We start from the raw sequence: 18,241 nt of genomic DNA on the forward strand, positions 1-18,241 counted from the left end.
ACCTGATGTTTATGGCCATTGACCGTCACGAAGCAAATCTCTTTTTTCAATTGATCAACCAGCTTTACGGGCAGACCTCCATTATCATCACATCCAACAAAGGCCCGGAAGAATGGGGTGATATTCTGGGTGATCCGGCCATTACAACCGCTATTTTGGATCGTTTAATCCACAAAAGCGAGGTTATTCATCTAACTGGCGACAGCTATCGTCTGAAGCATCGTCAAACCATTTTTGGTAACAATTAGGTGTCCAAAATTATTTAACGTTTTTTGTTCAAAACTACTTGACGGTTACACCCCGTTGGGTTAAATCCCTCCAGCTTGGCGTAAAGCGGTATATGCGGTTTAGGGTTTAATTTATTTATCCTGACCAGGGGCGTATGACCAATGGTATCAATAATATTGGCGTACATGTGCATTCATCCTTCCGATTAGTTTTCAAAACTATAATATATATTAACATTCACAGTAACAGTAAGAAATAGTGCGGCCGAAATGGCAGGGCAGATAAGGCAGCCGACCGGAAAAAGGCCCTTTAATTGGATCATAGACCCACCCGCTACCCACAAACAAATTTATCCAAAAAATCCAAAAAAACCAGAAAAATTATTGCAACTATACCGACTAGTCGGTATAGTATATATAGAATATTTTACCATTAAATGAAATTAATCCTAAATAATAACACAGGATTAAATCGCTGCAATAAATACTCACGGAAAGGGGAAATCCTTTCATCTCTCATCTTGATTGCGTATATAAAGGGGAGGTATTTATGGCTGAAAGAAAATATAATCCCCCCAGGAATTGGGAGGAAGAATTTGCAGCGTATCTAAACGAAAACAAAACACTCGCCTGTTTGATGCTGAAAAAAGCGGAGGAATTTGCCGACTTCGACATTTTGACGCATAAGGTAAATGGGAAATGGGTTTCGTTGAAGTGGAAGGATTTCGCTGAACAGATATGTGCCGTTGCCAAAGCGCTTATCGAAATGGATATATTGCATCCTGGTGAAATGGGGGGAATATTCTCTGCCAATCGTGCGGAATGGGCGATCGCCGACCTGGGCATTCTGTCCATCCGCGCTGTATCCGTTCCAATCTATGCTACCAACTCCGTTGAGGAGGCCTTACATATCGTAAACGATGCAGAAATCAGGATACTCTTTGTGGGTGACCAGGAACAGTACGATCGCGCCAAGAAAGTAATTGCAGATAACGCCTTCCTAAAAAAAATCGTTGCGTTTGACCGTGATATTAAGATAACAGGCGAGGATAGCATGTATTTTGATGAACTCCTGGCTGTGGGCCGCCGGGCACCGCAGGATGCAACACTGCAGGAAAGGCTGAATACAGCCAACCCCGATGATAGACTGACCTTGATCTATACTTCAGGAACGACCGACACCCCTAAGGGGGCTGTTCACACCCACCGAACCTTCATGAGCGGGATCTACCCTTCCTCCATGCGTTTTCCTCATACCGGGCCTCAGCATGTTTCATTGGCGATATTGCCTCTCAGCCACATTTTTGAGCGCATGTGGTCATATGGATGTATGAGTGTCGGCATTCGTATAGCCTATTGCTCTGATCCGAAACAGTTCCTGGAGGTTATGACCGACATTAAACCGCATTTTATGACCAGCGTTCCGCGGATCTGGGAGAAAGTATACGGCAGCATTCATGAAGGGTTGAAAACCGCGCCGCTTATTAAACAGAAAATGTTTACCTGGGCGGAAAGGGTGGCTATCGAAGTATATCGCAACAAAGCCGCCGGGAAGGTGTCAAACAAACTTTTACTCGCACAGCATACCCTGGCCGATGCCTTGGTAATGAAAAAGGTACGAAAAACATTAGGAAGCGAACGCTGTGATACGTATCACGTAGGAGGGGTAGCCCTCGCGCCGGAGATTAACGAATTCTTCCTCGCTTTTGGCATTAATATCATACAGGGATTTGGACTTACGGAATTCTTTCCCGTATGTGTCGGTTTCAGTAATAACGGCAAAATAGGGGAATGTGGCCCGATGATTCCAATGGTTGAAGCCAGGATCTCGGCTGAAGGCGAAATACAACTGAAGGGCGCCATGTGCATGACGGGTTACCACAATAGACCTGAAGCCACCGCCGCGTGTTTCAGCGAAGACGGATGGTTTAAAACCCAGGATATCGGAATTCTGACGGTTGAGAAGAAAAATGGCGAGGATCTGGTCTATATCAAGATTACAGACCGTATAAAAGATATTATTATCACATCCGGCGGCAAAAACATATCGCCTCAGCAGATAGAAATGCTGTTTGGTCAAAACCTTTTTATCGAACAATTCGTAGTAATCGGTGACAACAGGAAATATCTTTCCGCCCTGGTTGTTCCAAATTTTATTATTCTGAAAGATTACTGTCAAAAAAATGGCCTAGCATACAGCTCGCATGATGATCTTATAAGCAACCCGGAAGTGGTTAAATTCTACGCCGGAATCATTGCGGAGCGGAATGAATTGCTGGGACGTGTTGAGCAGATCAAAAAATTTACCCTGCTGCTACACGAACTCACCCAGGAGGGAGGTGAACTGACTCCGACCATGAAGCTGAAACGAAAAGTGATCGGCGAGAAGTACCGTTACGAAATTGGCAGGATGTATGAATCATAAATTGATAAAAGGAACTTGACGGAATAGGAGGTTTAAACCCATGGAGTATCAACTGATGAAAATGGAGAAAAAAGAAGGGGTGGGAATCATCCTTTTTGACAATGCGAAGGCCATGAACCCTACAAATCCCGATTCAGTTAGAGAATTGACAATTGCTTTTACTGATCTTAACAGCGACCCCGATATAAAAGCGGTGCTCATTACCGGAGGAGACAAGGTCTTTGCCGCAGGTGGCGATATACCGTATATGGCAGAAGCATCAGTCCAGGAAATGGAGGAATTCATAAGAAGTGCCCACGCAATGTGCGAACTAATCACCGCATCACCGAAACCATTTGTCGCAGCCATTGCCGGACCGGCGCTGGGCGGCGGAACAGAGATTGCAGTGGCCTGTGATATTCGCATTGCTGCCGACAATGCTATCTTCGGATTACCCGAAATAAATCTGGGCATTATGCCGGGATGCGGAGGGACACAACGTTTAGGGCATGCCATAGGCTGGAGCCGGGCCAGATATATGGTACTGACGGGTGAGATAATCGATGCTTCCACTGCTCTTAGCATCGGATTGGTTAACCAGGTTGTGCCGGCGGCTGAGCTTCAGGAAAGCGCGTTTAAACAGGCAAGGGCCTTGGCCCGTAAAAGTCCGGCGGCGATACGCGCTGCCAAGCATGCGATGAATTATGCCCAGAACAACTCCCTTGATTCGGGTTTAAAGCATGAACAGAAGGTCTGGTCCCTGCTCTTTGCGGGTTCCGATCAGACGGAAGGAATGAGAGCGTTCCTGGAAAAAAGAAGGCCTAATTATACAGGCAGATAAAGAGCAATCTCGACAAAGCAATGGCTTAATAACAGATCGTAGGCATTCTACCATAATTTATAGCAGCCCAAGCTTATAAGACGAGGTCTGGTGGCTGTACTTTATTAAAGCAGAGATATGGAGGTGGTTTTATTGTCAAAAAGCAAGGGGGGGAAGGAAGCGATACTTGATGCGGCCAGAAAGGTCATTGCCAAGTATGGCGTTGAAAAGGCCAGCGTACAGGCAATTGCCGATGAGGCCGGCATGAGCAAGGGCGCTGTCTACTACCATTATAGAAGTAAGGATGAGGTGCTGTATGCGTTGATAGATCAGTACTTGCGCGCTGCCATAAGCCCCTTCAAGCTGTCGCTGATTTCTTCCGGATCGCCGGAGGAACTAAAGGCCAGCCTGCTTTTTGGAATTAGGCAGCGCCTGGAAGCCTGGGAACACAACCAGCTGCAATTTTATCTCACGCATGAAGCGATCAAGAGCAACAAGGATATGTATGATCGTTTGGGCAGCAAATATCGCAGATGGGTGGATATGTCTGAGCAGGGGATGTCTCTTGCTTATAACACCAAGAAGCCCCGTCTAAACCGTGCCCTTGCCGCCACTATAATCGCCGCTATTGACGGGCAGGTAATCCAGTTGCTTTTGCAGAGTGAGGTGGTAACTATAGAAGAATTAATGGAATTATGGGAAATGCTTGTTGACACCGGTATTGAGCATTTAATGGAAGATTTGCTTGCCCGAGAGAAACAGCCAGCAGCGGTATCAGCGGCTGAATAAATAAATCTACTGCGAATAATTGAAAGGAGCTGTCATCAATGAACCTTTTACTTAACCCGAAACAATACCAGGATCGTCATTATCCTGATGAGCGATCCAAGGAGATTATGCTTCAAACCATTCAATGGTTTGAAGAAAAAGGATTGGCCAAACAGAAAGAGCAATACCACAATAAACAGTTTGCGGAAGACTTCCAAGCCTTTATGACGGAAGAAGGATTCTTCGAAACCTTATTTCTGCCGGCAGGCTATGGTTCTGATCCGCATCAGTACTACAGCACTTATAGAATGTATGAGTTTTCAGAAATATGCGGGTTTTATGGTGCGGCCTACTGGTATTGCTATCATGTATCCACTTTGGGGCTCGATCCGGTTCTCATGGGCGACAATGAAGAAGCCAAGCACTTGGCGGCTGCCAAGTTAAAAGAAAATGCCTTCTGTGCCTTTGGGCTTTCCGAAAAGGAGCACGGCGCTGATATCTATGCAACGGAAATGATGCTGTATCCTCAAGACGATGGCACTTACCTGGCCAACGGCAGCAAATATTACATCGGAAACGGCAATGTTGCCAGCACAATATCAGTGTTTGGCAAGATGGCGGATACCGGTGAATATGTATTTTTCGTGGTCGATTCAGCCCACCCGAACTACAAGCTGGTCAAGAACATTGTCGATGTCAACCAACAGTATGTGGCGGAATTTGAGCTGCAGGACTACCCGATTACTAAAGCTGAAATCCTGACGGTGGGCCCCAAGGCCTGGGATGATATGCTCAATACGATCAACGTATGTAAATTCAACATCGGCTCCGGTGCCACCGGAATCGTGACCCACTCCTTCTATGAAGCTATTAACCACGCTTTTCATCGTCACCTTTACGGCCAAAGGGTTACCGATTTCCCCCATGTCAAGCGACTGTTTGCGGATGCCTGGCTCAGAATCATGGGCATGAAGCTCTTTGGTCTGCGGGCCACTGATTACATGCGGGTGGCCAGCGAAAACGACAAGAGATATCTCCTTTATAATCCAATTATGAAAATGAAAGTCGCCATCCAGGGCGAAAAGGTTCACGAGCTTCTTTTTGATATTATCGCTGCCAAAGGTTTCGAGAAGGACATGTATTTTGAACAGGCTGTTACAGAATTAACCGGCTTCCCGAAACTGGAAGGCACGCGGCACGTCAACATGGCCTTAATCGCCAAGCTGATCCCCAGCTATATGTTTATGCCGGGTGAATTTGAAGAAGTCGGGAAAATAACGGATAACCGGGATGATACTTTCCTGTTCCATCAAGGACGTACCAGAGGCTATGCCCAAACCAAGTTCCATGATTATATGATCGCTTACCGCCGTTTGGCTCATCTTCCCAATGTCCAGGTATATATCGAGCAAATCGAAGCCTATAAAGCTTATTTGGCACTTTCCGGCCGGGAACTGGCCCGCCAGATGACGGACTTCGATTATCTCTTGGCAGTCGGAGAGCTGTTTACCATGGTGGCTTACGGACAATTGATCATCGAAAGCGCCCAACTGGAAGGAGTCGGGGATGCCGTTATGAACCAGTTGTTTGACGTGTTCGTCAGGGATTTTTCCGCCTATGCCATGGAACTCTACGGCAAACCGCTTAATACCGAAGGGCAGGCGGAAGCGATTCAAAAGATGTTCAGACGCCCGATTCCCAACCCGGAAGAGTTTGCAAAGGTATTGGAAGAAGAGGTTTACAGCCTGGCAGACGTTTATACGCAGAATCCCTAATAAAAGTCCTAGGGGTAATCGGCATTTGATGAAAACTAGGTGCAGGCAGCTCTCTAGCATCGCTTCATTGGAGAGCGTTCAGCCTTGCAGGAGAGATGAAGGAGGATTAATGGCTATCATTGAATGGAAAAAAGAGGGTACTGTCGCTATCATGACCATGAATAATGGGGAGAACAGGCATAATCCTGAATGGGCGGAAACCATGCTGGCAACATACGAGGAGATTATCGCCGATCAAGAAGTGAAAGCCCTGGTGCTTACTTCCAGCGACCCGAAAAACTTCTGCCTGGGGGTAGATATTGAATGGATCATGAAAGCTATGAGTGATGAAGAATTCCCGGAAATTAGCAGATGGCTTTACCGGGAAAATGATGTTTTTGCCGCCCTGCTCATGTCGCCGGTTCCTACCATAGCGGCCATTACCGGTCATGCTTTCGGGAATGGCGCCATGCTGGCCGGCGCATGCGATTTCAGGTTTATGAGAGCGGATAGAGGCTATATGTGCTTGCCGGAAATCGATCTCGGTATTCAATTTGCGCCTTCCATGATCGAGTGGATGAAGCGCATCATGCCTTACCATCTCTTCACCAGAATGCAATTATCAGGAGAGAAGGTAAAAGCAACGGAGCTGGAAAAACACCATGTCATCATAAAGGCATGTGATGACGCAGAAAAAACCGTTGCAGAAGCCGTAGCTTTTGCACGGCAGTTTAACAAATCCAGAACGACTATGGCCGAAATGAAAAGGAGAACCTATAAACACATTATTGACAAGATGATGCATGAAGATCCCGCGTACTTTGCCTATAGGCCGGAAGCTGCGGAAGAAGGCAGAACGCCGATTTTTATGTTCACCCCCCTGACCTAGGCTGTGGTCTTTTTGCCACTCCCCAACCACAGATAGATCCATTTAAAATCACCGAGGGGACAGCCTCGGTGATTTTGTGGATTTTTTAAATCCGGATCGATTGTCTGATATACTCCTTGCTGACCAGAATCATAAGCCCCCGACCGTTTGTCCCTCCAGGGATAAATCATGCTGCCTTTCCCTTCCATTTCCAAAAGATAAGCCCTAGCGGGCAGGATATATTATACATAAAGGCGAAGATATGCATATATTTAGATTTTATGGTATGTACGAATTATGAAGACCTCAAGGGGTAAACACCTTTTAGAAGTATTTTATTATTTTTACCGGTAAGCTTGGCTAATTACCTTGGAAAACAGATAAAATATACTATTATCCAGAAGGTGATCTTATTATGGAAGTGTTCAATAATACCACCAAAATTGTCAAGGATGATTTAGTAAAAGTCATCACGCCTGGAAGCCGTATCTCTATGGCAGCAGCTTGTTTTTCAATTTATGCATACCAGGAATTAAAAATTCAATTAAGTAAAATTGACTCCTTGCAGTTTATATTTACATCTCCCACCTTCATATCCGAAAAATTTCCCAAAGAAAAACGGGAGTTTTATATTCCTCGATTACATAGGGAAAGAAGCCTTTATGGTACGGAATTTGAGGTAAAGTTAAGGAATGAATTGTCACAAAAAGCTATTGCTCGGGAATGTGCCGATTGGATTCGCCAGAAGGTTACCTTAAAGTCTAACTTTACCCAGGATAGCATGGGAGGGTTTCTCAACGTACAAACAAATAATCAGCAGCTAACCTATATGCCTCTAAATGGATTTACGACCGTTGATATTGGCTGTGAACGCGGCAACAACATCTATAACATGGTAAATAAATTTGAAGCCCCCTTCAGTAATGAATACATTCTACTTTTTAATAGCGTATGGAATGATGAAACCAGACTTCAAGACGTAACCGAAGAAGTCATTGAATACATATCTGCGGTTTATCAGGAAAACCCTGCAGAACTTATTTATTTCATGACCCTTAACAATATTTTTAGCGAATTCCTGGAGGATATTTCAGAAGACGTTTTACCTAATGAAGCTACTGGTTTTAAAAGCAGTCTGATTTGGAACAAACTATATAATTTCCAAAAGGATGCCGCACTGGCAATTATAAACAAGCTTGAACAGTATAATGGCTGTATTTTGGCAGACAGTGTCGGTCTTGGCAAAACCTATACGGCCCTGGCAGTAATCAAGTATTATGAAAATCGAAATAAAAATGTTTTAGTTCTTTGCCCCAAAAAACTCAAAGACAATTGGATGACCTTTCGGGGCAACTTAATCAACAACCCCTTGGCCAATGATCGCCTGCGCTACGATGTCCTTTTTCATACGGATTTATCTCGTGAACGTGGGGAGTCAGTGATTGGCCTGCCTCTTGACCGCATCAACTGGGGCAATTATGATCTAGTAGTTATTGATGAATCCCACAACTTCCGTAATGGAGGTGCGACATTCGGAGATGATGAAAAAGAAAACCGCTATTTAAAACTATTGAATAAAGTTATTCGCCCTGGTGTAAAAACAAAGGTTTTAATGCTTTCCGCAACACCAGTAAATAATCGCTTCTATGATCTGCGCAATCAGTTGGCATTGGCGTATGAAAGTCAGTCAGAATTGATTAATGACAAACTAAATACTAAGAACGATATTGACACCATATTTCGTCAAGCTCAAAAAGTCTATAACAACTGGAGCAAACTGGCTCCAGAACTTCGCACTACTGATTCTTTGCTTAAGAAGCTTGATTTTGATTTTTTTGAAGTCCTGGATAGTGTTACTATCGCCCGCTCGCGTAAACACATTAAGCGTTACTATGATACTTCTGAAATTGGCAGTTTCCCGGAAAGAAACAAACCTATCTCCCTACGTTCCAAGCTAACTTCTTTAAATAATGCCATTAACTATGAGCAAATATATGAGCAGCTGATGTTGCTGAACTTGTCTATTTATACCCCCACCAACTATATTTTGGCTAGCCAGCTGGGTAAATACATTGATTTGGCTTTGGAAAATAGTAATCGGCTGTCTCAAAGCGGACGTGAAGAAGGAATTCGCCGTTTGATGAGTATTAACTTGCTTAAGAGAATGGAAAGTTCAGTGTATTCCTTTAAATTAACGGTAAAAAGAATCTATGACCAAATTTATAACGTACTGGAACTTATTGACGGATTTCAATACGGCACAGACGCTGCTGTTGAGGATATAAGCGATTTTGGTGATCTTGACCTGGATGACCAGAATATAGATATTTTTAGTATTGGTAAGAAATATAGATTAGATTTGCGGGATATGGACTACCTATCATGGCAGCGTGATTTGCTGGCTGATTTAGAAGTTCTGGAATTATTGCTCCTGATGGTTGACGATATTACACCGGAATATGATTATAAGCTGAACGAGCTTTTAAACGTAATTAAGAAAAAGATTACAATGCCAATTAATCCAGATAACAAAAAGATTCTTATATTCACAGCTTTCGCTGATACCGCAGAGTATTTGTATGACAATGTAAGTACTTTTGTAAAAAGAGAGTTTGGTCTAAACACTGCTATAATTACCGGCTCGATTGAAGGAAGAACGACCATACCTAAATTCCCCCATGAGATAAATACAATTTTAACCTGCTTTTCGCCGATTTCCAAAGAAAAGTCTCTGGTAATGCCTAATAATCCTCATAAAATTGATATCCTGATAGCTACCGACTGCATTTCTGAAGGTCAAAACCTTCAAGACTGTGATTGTTGCATCAATTATGATATTCACTGGAATCCGGTACGGATTATCCAGCGCTTTGGGCGTATCGACCGTATCGGCAGTCAAAATAGAGTAATCCAACTGGTCAACTTCTGGCCGGACTTAGAACTGGATGATTATATAAACTTAAAAAGCCGCGTAGAAGCAAGAATGCGGATCTCGGTTATGACCTCCACAGGTGATGATGACTATATCAACCAGGATGAAAATGGCGATCTATTCTATCGCCGCCAGCAGTTAGAAAAACTTCAGAACGAAGTAGTAGATCTGGAGGATATGACCACCGGGATTTCCATTATGGATTTGGGGCTGAATGAATTTCGCATGGATTTGCTGGCCTATATTAAGGAACATCCCAATCTGGACAGGACACCATTTGGCATTCACACGGTAGTGCGCGGCGAGAAGCCGGGTGTGATTTTTGTACTAAAGAACGTAAACAAGGGTGTTAACATCAAAGATCAAAACCGCCTCCATCCATTTTATATGGTATATATCGGAGATGATGGCGAGGTTCTTTGCAATCATCTAGAACCAAAAACCACCTTGGATATTATGCGTAATTATTCCCGCGGCAAAACTGCGCCTGATATGGATCTTTGTCATATCTTCAATCGTGAAACCAACGATGGCAAAAAAATGGAGCGAGTATCTACCTTGCTCCACCAGACGATTGCTTCTATTATCAGTGTCAAGGAAGAAAGCGACCTGGACAGCTTCTTTGGCGACGGACAAACAACGTTCTTAACCGGCAATATTTCAGGTCTGGATGATTTTGAACTCATCTGCTTTATGGTGGTGATTGGGTGCTGACTTTTCCCAGCCAGGCACGGGTTGGACAGATCATGCCCAAAGAAGCCTTTTATAAACGGCTGACACTCCCCAACGAAATCCGCGCAAAATTTGTATCTGATGTAAAACGCATCGTCCTGGAGTACAAACTAGCCCCGGATACGATTAACGTTGCAAAAGGCAGCGAAGTTAACGAAATCCTGGTGCTTTCCATCGACCTGAAAAAGCAGGAGATAGACTATGCAATCGTAGAAAAAATAGCCAGACAAAATGCGCACAAGCTGGTTTTTTTATTAAAATATGAAGATCAGGGCCAGTTGGCTTTATACTACGGCAAGCTTTATAAGACAAAATGGACGCAATTGGCAGATCTAAAGCTGGATGCCATCGGACTTAATCTTGACAATATCTGGACAGGCTTTATCGAACAGATTGCTTTGCAAGAAAACCTAGTACCGGTTGACAATAATTTGCCCATAGCCGAAAAGCTTAGAAAGCAGGACACCATTCTTAGCCTGCAAAAGGAAATAGAAAAACTGGAGCGGCTATCCCGTAGCGAAAAACAGCCCAAAAAACGATTTGAACAATTTACCCGGCTGCAGGGCTTAAAGAAACAACTAGCCGAAGAAAAAGGAGAATGAACATGGATAAGCTGACAATGCACTCCGTAAATAAAGTGGATGAGAATATAAAAAAGATAGGTGCACTTTTTCCGAACGCGTTGACTGAGGTTATCAAAGGTTACACGGAAGACGGTACTGCCATCATCGAGCAGGCTATTGACTTTGACGTATTGAAGCAGGAACTTTCCAATGTGGTGGTCGAAGGTCCGGAGGAACGGTATCAGTTTACCTGGCCGGATAAGAAAAAGTCTATATTACTAGCTAATTCCCCCATCGCCAAAACCCTGCGCCCCTGCCGGGGGGAAAGCGTGGACTTCGACCACACGGAAAACCTGTACATAGAGGGCGACAACCTGGATGTGCTTAAGCTTCTGCAGGAAACGTATCTGGGCAAGGTGAAGATGATCTACATTGATCCGCCGTATAATACCGGCAATGATTTTGTTTATGAGGATGACTTTGCCCAGGATACCCATGAATATCTGGCTAACAGCGGGCAGTACGATGAGGAAGGCAACCGCCTTGTCCAAAATACGGAAAGCAATGGGCGGTTTCATACGGACTGGTTGAATATGATGTATCCGAGGCTGAAGCTGGCCAAGGATTTGTTAACAGATGACGGGGTTATTTTTATAAGTATTGATGATAATGAAGTTGAAAATATTGTAAAAATATGTAACGAGATATTTGGTGCAAGTAATTGTATTTCTAAAATTGTTGTTAAAAATAATCCCCGTGGACGCCAATCTGATCCGTTTGTTGCAACAGTGCATGAATATTTAGTATGTTATGCAAAAAATAAAAATCAGTGTGTTATTAATGGAAAGCCGCTTAGTGTTGAACAACGACAAGGATTCAATTTAAAAGATTCATCAAAGGGTTCTTACAGACTTCTTGGTTTACGTCAACGAGGTTCTGCATCGTTGAGAGAGGAACGCCCAGAGATGTATTTCCCAATTTATGTTAATCCAAGCACTCAAGAACTTTCACTTCAAATGAAAGAGGGATGGTGCTGTGTTGTCCCACAAAAGTCAGATGGGCGTGATGGTCGCTGGATGTGGGGAAAAGATAAGTGTAGAAATGAAATTGACAGGTTAGTAGCAAAAAAAGTAGAACGCCGCGGGGAATATGACATTTTCGTAAAGGATTATTTAATAACAGAAAATAGAGAACGAACGCGTAAATTTAAAACGATTTGGGACGACAAAAACTATAATAATCAAAATGGCACCCAAGAAGTTAAAAGAATTTTGGGTGGCAATTACATGTCATTCCCAAAATCAAGATTTCTTTTGCAAAATATTTGTACTATGGGAAGTATTGACAATGATATTATCCTCGACTTCTTCTCCGGCTCCGCCACCACCGCCCACGCGGTTATGCAGCTTAACGCCGAAGACGGTGGTAACCGCAAATTCATTATGGTACAACTGCCCGAAGAGACGGACGAAAAATCCGAAGCCTTTAAGGCCGGGTATAAAAATATCTGCGCAATCGGTAAAGAACGCATCCGCCGGGCGGGAAAAAAAATCAAAGAAGATAACAAAGATAAAGGGGACATTGAAAATCTTGACGTAGGCTTCCGGGTTTTAAAAGTGGACTCTACCAATATGCAGGATGTATATTACCGCCCGGCTGAGTACAAGCAGGATGAAATATTACTCTTTGCTGATAATATCAAGCCTGACCGTACCCCGGAAGACCTGCTCTTCCAGGTGATGCTGGATCTGGGGGTACTGCTTTCCAGCAAAATAGAAGAAACACTTATCGCCGGTAAAGAGGTTTTCAATGTAGCTGAGGGCTATCTTATGGCCTGTTTTGATAGTGATGTCACCAGCGAGGTTATTACCGAAATTGCTAAAAAACAGCCGTATTATGCTGTTTTCCGCGATAGCTCCATCGCCAGCGATAGCGTCGCTGCCAACTTTGAGCAGATTTTTGCAACTTACAGTCCGACTACGGTAAGGAAGGTGCTGTAAAATGAGAGAACAGGAATTAGGTAAAATCCTGATTTATCAGAATGAGAAAGGTGATACCAAAATCGATGTACTTTGAAGAAGATACGATTTGGATGTCACAAAAGAATCTGGCCCAGCTTTACCAGACATCGCCGCAAAATATCACCATGCATATTAAAAACATCTATACTGCCGGAGAATTGCTTGAAGAGATAACTTGTAAGGAATTTGTACAAGTTCAAAATGAAGGTGGCAGACAAGTTGAACGCATTACGCAGAATTTGATGACCACCGCAAAATGCTGGCTGCAACTGATGTTAAACAGTTGGAAGGCCATGCCGAACAAATTGCACAGGAGAAGAAATCATGAAGTTCCAATTTAAAATACAACCATACCAGACTGACGCTGTAAACAGTGTCGTTAATATCTTCACCGGACAACCCTTTACCGATCGGATAAGCTATGTCCATGATTTGGGGATCATGAAAAAGCCGCGGCCAACCCAGGGTACGATACTCCTAGATCAGGAGTTAGGGGGAGACGAGATAGCAATTGGTTTTGAAAATGCTCGCCTGGCTATAAGCCCCGAACAACTGCTGCTTAGTATCCGCAATATGCAGGTTCGTAATAATATAAAGCAATCAGACAGCCTGGTTAGTCATTTAGGAGCCTGTAGTCTGGATGTAGAGATGGAGACCGGTACCGGAAAAACGTACGTATATATTAAGACGATTTTTGAGTTGAACAAGCAGTATGGCTGGAGTAAATTCATCGTGGTTGTTCCGTCTATTGCGATTCGCGAAGGTGTGAAAAAGTCCTTCGAAATTACCCAGGAACACTTCATGGAGCATTACGGCAAGAAAGCCAGGTTTTTTGTCTACAACAGCAAAAACCTGACTGACCTGGACAATTTCAGTTCTAGTGCCGGAATCAACGTCATGATTATCAATATCCAGGCCTTCAACACCTCCATGAAAGAAGGCGGCAGAAGCAAAGAAGCGCGCCGTATTTATGAGAAGCTGGATGAATTTGGCAGCCGGCGCCCGATTGATGTTATCAAGGCCAACCGCCCGATCCTTATTCTGGACGAACCACAAAAGATGGGTGGAGATAAAACCCAAAAAGCCTTGGCCAATTTTAATCCTTTGTTTTGCTTAAATTACTCTGCCACCCATGTTCAGCACCATAATCTGGTATATGTTCTGGATGCCGTGGATGCTTTTAATAAACGATTAGTTAAGAAGATTGAGGTTAAGGGTTTTCAGTTAAAGAATCTGCGCGGTACAGATAAGTATTTATTCCTGGATAATATTATCATTTCCCCCCAGAAGCCGCCTAAAGCTAAAATTGAACTGGAAATCAGCCGCCAAAAATCAATAAATCGTGAAAATCGTATTTTAGGCGTGGATGATGACCTATACCCTATTTCAAACTATTTGGAACAATATAAAGGGTATCATATCAGCGATATAGACCCCATACTCGGTACGGTTACCTTTACGAATGGCGAGATATTATCCCGCGGTGAAGTGGTGGGGGATGTTTCCGAAAAAGATATGCGCAGAATTCAAATCCGGGAGACGATAATATCGCATTTTGAAAAGGAAAGACAGTTGTTTGAATTGGGAATTAAGACACTTTCACTTTTTTTTATCGATGAAGTAGCTAAATACCGCGTATACAATGAGGCGGGGGAAGAGGTCAATTCTGAATACGGAGATATGTTTGAACAGGAGTACATTAGTGTGCTAAACCAGTATATTACCCTGGAAGATACACCCTATATGCGTTACTTAAAAAGCATTAAACCGCACGCCACTCATGCAGGTTATTTCAGTATCGACAAGCAAGGGCGCAAGGTGGACAGTACCACGAAACGGGGCAGTGATGAGAGTGATGACACTTCTGCCTATGACTTGATCCTTAAAAACAAGGAGCGCTTGCTCAGTTTTGAGGAACCGGTAAGGTTTATTTTTTCGCATTCTGCGTTGCGTGAAGGATGGGATAATCCAAATATTTTTCAGATTTGCACTTTAAAACATGGGGGCATCAGTCCAACCCATAAACGTCAGGAGGTTGGCCGCGGCCTGCGCATCTGTGTCAATCAGAGCGGGGATCGCATGGATAGCGAGCGATGTGGTGATTCTGTTCATGCTATTAATATGCTTACGGTTATAGCCAGTGAGGGTTACCAAAATTTCGTGGCTGATTTACAGAAAGGAATAAAAGAAGCTCTATATGATCGGCCCTTGAAAGCAACTCAGGAATACTTTAAGGGTAAAACCGTAATGGCAGGCGAGCAGCCGGTGATACTGGATGATATGCAAGCTAAGGCTATTTACCGCTATTTGTTGAAAAACGATTATATAGATGACGACGATAATATCACGCAAGCTTACCGGATCGATTTAAAGAATAACTGCCTGGCGGCTCTTCCTGAAGCCTTGGTGCCTATCGGTGCAGGTGTTCACACCCTAATTCAGGGTATCTTTGACGAAAGTATTTTGGACGTCATGATTGAAAACGGTAATAGAACCAAGATAAACGAAAATGCGCTGAACGAAAACTTTTATAAGCAGGAATTTCAGACATTATGGGGTTATATTAACCATCAGTATGCCTACACCGTTGAGTTTAACAGTGCGGAGTTAATTAAAAAGGCCATAAAGCATATTAACGAGAAAATGTTTGTTACCCAGCTTAAATATGTAGTAACAAGCGGCAAGCAAAACTCCGAGCTGCACGAGGACGCCATAACCCGCGGGGATAGTTTTTACCGGGATAAAACCAGAACCGAGACCCTAAAGCAGGCCCAACCAAGTCAAATCAAATACGACCTGGTAGGCAAAATTGCCGCAGGCACTACCCTTACTCGGAAAACTATCGTTGCCATTCTGGCCGGTATTGATAAGTACATATTTGCGTTGTTCAAACAAAATCCTGAAGAATTCATCAGTAACGCCATTCGCCTAATCAATGAGCAAAAAGCCACCATGATTGTGGAGCATATCTCCTATGATCAAATCGACAAGCAATATGACAGCAGTATTTTTACCGCTCAAAAAGGCGGCGGTGATTTTACCAAAGCATTCCGAGCCCAAAAAAACGTGCAGGATTATGTATTTACCGATGGTACGGCAGAAAAGAGCGTTGAGCATCGTTTTGCTGAAGAAATGGATAAAGCCAATGAGGTTTGTGTATATGCCAAACTGCCTAAAGGCTTTTTTATTCCGACTCCAGTCGGCAATTATTCACCGGATTGGGCTATTGCATTTAATGAAGGCACTGTGAAGCATATTTATTTTATAGCAGAGACCAAGGGAACCATGGAAAGTTTGCATATACGGCCTATTGAACAGGCCAAAATAGCCTGCGCCAAGCGCCTATTTAACCAGATTTCGACCAGCAAGGTCAAGTATCATGATGTAGACAGTTACCAGACTCTACTAAATATAATGGGGAAAATTTGAACTGCCGGTTTACCGGGATGCCAGGAGTAATAACATGGTCTGGCTACACTTAAATAATTGAATTATCGTTAAAGGCCCTAAAAGGTAAATATCTCCGATCCCGGAATATGAAGTGTAGACGTTGGCAGTCGCAGCATTCTCACCCACCTGGCTAGTGGCGCTCAGGTTTCTGTAGAATGCTTTGCCCGTACTTTATACAATTATGGCATTATGGGAATTATTGAAGAATAGTGGGGGATAGGAGAGCTAGAAATATAAATCATGGATATACCGCGGATTCTACTTTCTCGATTAATCTTAAAAAGGCATCTTGCAAATTCGCCTGGCTAAGCTCCCAAACCGTTTGTCCCTCCAGGAACAAATCATGCAGCCTTTCTCAAAGGGGTATGGGGTCGGCTATTTTTTCATAGCCAAAATAATCGACCAGGGCAAAAAGCTGCTGGGTGTTTTGCTCCCATTCTTGGGTGTTAATTTTATTGGGTAGAATCAAGTCGATACCATTGCCTTTTCCCAGGCTCTGCAGGCATTCCTCCAGGGCCTGGAATTCTTTCAGCTCATTATCATGAGTAAGATCGGTACAGACAATTGTGGCGGTAGTAAGCATAGCTAGTTGCTTACAATACTCATTGCCGGATGGGTGAAGAAGCAGATAATCATAGCCCAGCATTTCCAGGCAGGTTAGGTCGAGCGGGGTTGTCTGAGGTTCTTCAACCAAGGTTACCAGGTCTATTCCCAAGGGCGAACTTGATATATTAGGTTTTATACTAGCGGTAGTGGGGAGAACCATATCCACTACCTGCTTGGGCTTATGGTTTACGCCCAGCCAATTATGTATTTTTCCACTTTTACCTAGCTCCCCGATTATTACCCGATATCCGCTGCGAACTAATCCGCTGGCCAAATTAACCAAAACCGTAGTCTGGCCACTGCCGGGGTGTTTGGATATAACAGCAACCGTATTCATCAAGCATCACCCTCCCAACGAACGGTAGGAAGTATCCTCTTTGCTTCTTCCATTAATGCAGTTCGTATAATTCTATTATACGCCAAAAAACCAGCCCATTCTTTTCCGGTATGGAAATCTCTCATAACCACCCATGGCTTGCATTGGGGTTATCAAATAGACATTTTATATCCCCTGACATTGCTTGTAATCCGAGATTTCCAAATCTCATTATTATAACGTCTAACCGCCCATTGATTCCGACTGAAAGTTAAATTTCCTTAAAATAGGACTTGTATTTAAAAATTATTATTGTCATTCTGAATGTAGTCAAGTTCATTTGCTTCGTTCAGGGATAATGATTGTCTGCTAATAATAATTTTTCCCAATAAGCGATAATAACTGGTATGCTTATTAAGTGAGACTTTTGCATATTAGGTAAGCCCGAAAATATTAGGATTTTATTCATACAGAAAAAGGACTTCACCCCCCATTTTGTCGAATAAATAAGTGACCAAACAAATCATCCGAAGGAGGCGAAGTCACTTATGAATATTCGACAGAGATGCATTTTCTCCTTTGAAGATGCAATGAAAATGCAACCAAAATCCAGGATCGAGAAAATAATTGATACCCTTGATTTCAAACCAGTTATTGCCAAATTACATCAACCTGATGGTAATAAACGTGGACCTAAGCCATACCCAACCTGCGCTATGTTAAATGCCTTGATTGCTATGCGGCTAGAGAATATGAATACTTTTACCCAACTGGTTGAAC

Annotated in this window: 13 protein-coding genes; 12 read left to right on the plus strand and 1 reads right to left on the minus strand. The window is 43.3% G+C overall.

The features are described 5' to 3' along the window. From AAV90_RS00005 to AAV90_RS00060, 11 genes are all read left to right on the plus strand, one after another. On the plus strand, positions 1 to 248 hold a 248-nt coding region (locus tag AAV90_RS00005; RefSeq protein WP_046494506.1), incomplete at its 5' end, for an ATP-binding protein. A 529-nt stretch (positions 249 to 777) separates the two neighbouring features. After that, entirely contained in the window at positions 778 to 2,652 is a 1,875-nt protein-coding gene (locus AAV90_RS00010) for an AMP-dependent synthetase/ligase (protein WP_046494508.1), read from the plus strand. A gap of 40 nt (positions 2,653 to 2,692) precedes the next feature. Continuing rightward, positions 2,693 to 3,472 (plus strand): enoyl-CoA hydratase/isomerase family protein, encoded by a 780-nt coding sequence (locus tag AAV90_RS00015; protein WP_046494510.1) that lies wholly within the window; start codon positions 2,693 to 2,695, stop codon positions 3,470 to 3,472. A gap of 132 nt (positions 3,473 to 3,604) precedes the next feature. Further along, a complete protein-coding gene (locus tag AAV90_RS00020) occupies positions 3,605 to 4,240 on the plus strand; it encodes a TetR/AcrR family transcriptional regulator (protein WP_046494512.1) in 636 nt (211 codons plus the stop codon). 38 nt (positions 4,241 to 4,278) lie between these two features. Next, entirely contained in the window at positions 4,279 to 5,994 is a 1,716-nt protein-coding gene (locus AAV90_RS00025; RefSeq protein ID WP_046494515.1) for an acyl-CoA dehydrogenase family protein, read from the plus strand. Between the two features lie 109 nt (positions 5,995 to 6,103). Next, positions 6,104 to 6,862, plus strand: coding sequence for an enoyl-CoA hydratase/isomerase family protein (locus tag AAV90_RS00030; protein WP_076982577.1), 759 nt, complete (start codon positions 6,104 to 6,106; stop codon positions 6,860 to 6,862). Positions 6,863 to 7,256: 394 nt separating this feature from the next. Next, positions 7,257 to 10,487, plus strand: coding sequence for a helicase-related protein (locus AAV90_RS00040; RefSeq protein WP_046494519.1), 3,231 nt, complete (start codon positions 7,257 to 7,259; stop codon positions 10,485 to 10,487). After that, positions 10,481 to 11,107, plus strand: coding sequence for a DUF4391 domain-containing protein (locus AAV90_RS00045; RefSeq protein WP_046494521.1), 627 nt, complete (start codon positions 10,481 to 10,483; stop codon positions 11,105 to 11,107). Before AAV90_RS00040 ends, AAV90_RS00045 begins: the two co-directional genes overlap by 7 nt. A gap of 2 nt (positions 11,108 to 11,109) precedes the next feature. Next, positions 11,110 to 13,068 (plus strand): site-specific DNA-methyltransferase, encoded by a 1,959-nt coding sequence (locus AAV90_RS00050; protein WP_198142783.1) that lies wholly within the window; start codon positions 11,110 to 11,112, stop codon positions 13,066 to 13,068. Between the two features lie 65 nt (positions 13,069 to 13,133). Further along, a complete protein-coding gene (locus AAV90_RS15310; RefSeq protein ID WP_052729489.1) occupies positions 13,134 to 13,430 on the plus strand; it encodes a virulence RhuM family protein in 297 nt (98 codons plus the stop codon). Next, a complete protein-coding gene (locus AAV90_RS00060) occupies positions 13,414 to 16,518 on the plus strand; it encodes a type III restriction-modification system endonuclease (protein ID WP_046494523.1) in 3,105 nt (1,034 codons plus the stop codon). Before AAV90_RS15310 ends, AAV90_RS00060 begins: the two co-directional genes overlap by 17 nt. Before the next feature lie 376 nt (positions 16,519 to 16,894). On the opposite strand, the gene AAV90_RS00065 is transcribed toward AAV90_RS00060, so the two are convergent. Further along, a complete protein-coding gene (locus AAV90_RS00065; RefSeq protein ID WP_046494525.1) occupies positions 16,895 to 17,482 on the minus strand; it encodes a P-loop NTPase family protein in 588 nt (195 codons plus the stop codon). 527 nt (positions 17,483 to 18,009) lie between these two features. Here AAV90_RS00065 and AAV90_RS00070 point away from each other — a divergent pair. After that, positions 18,010 to 18,241: transposase (locus tag AAV90_RS00070; RefSeq protein WP_046494526.1), on the plus strand; the 232-nt coding region annotated here is incomplete at its 3' end.

The sequence above is a fragment of the Syntrophomonas zehnderi OL-4 genome (assembly GCF_000983115.1).
In the GTDB taxonomy this organism is placed as follows: Bacteria; Bacillota; Syntrophomonadia; order Syntrophomonadales; family Syntrophomonadaceae; genus Syntrophomonas_B; species Syntrophomonas_B zehnderi.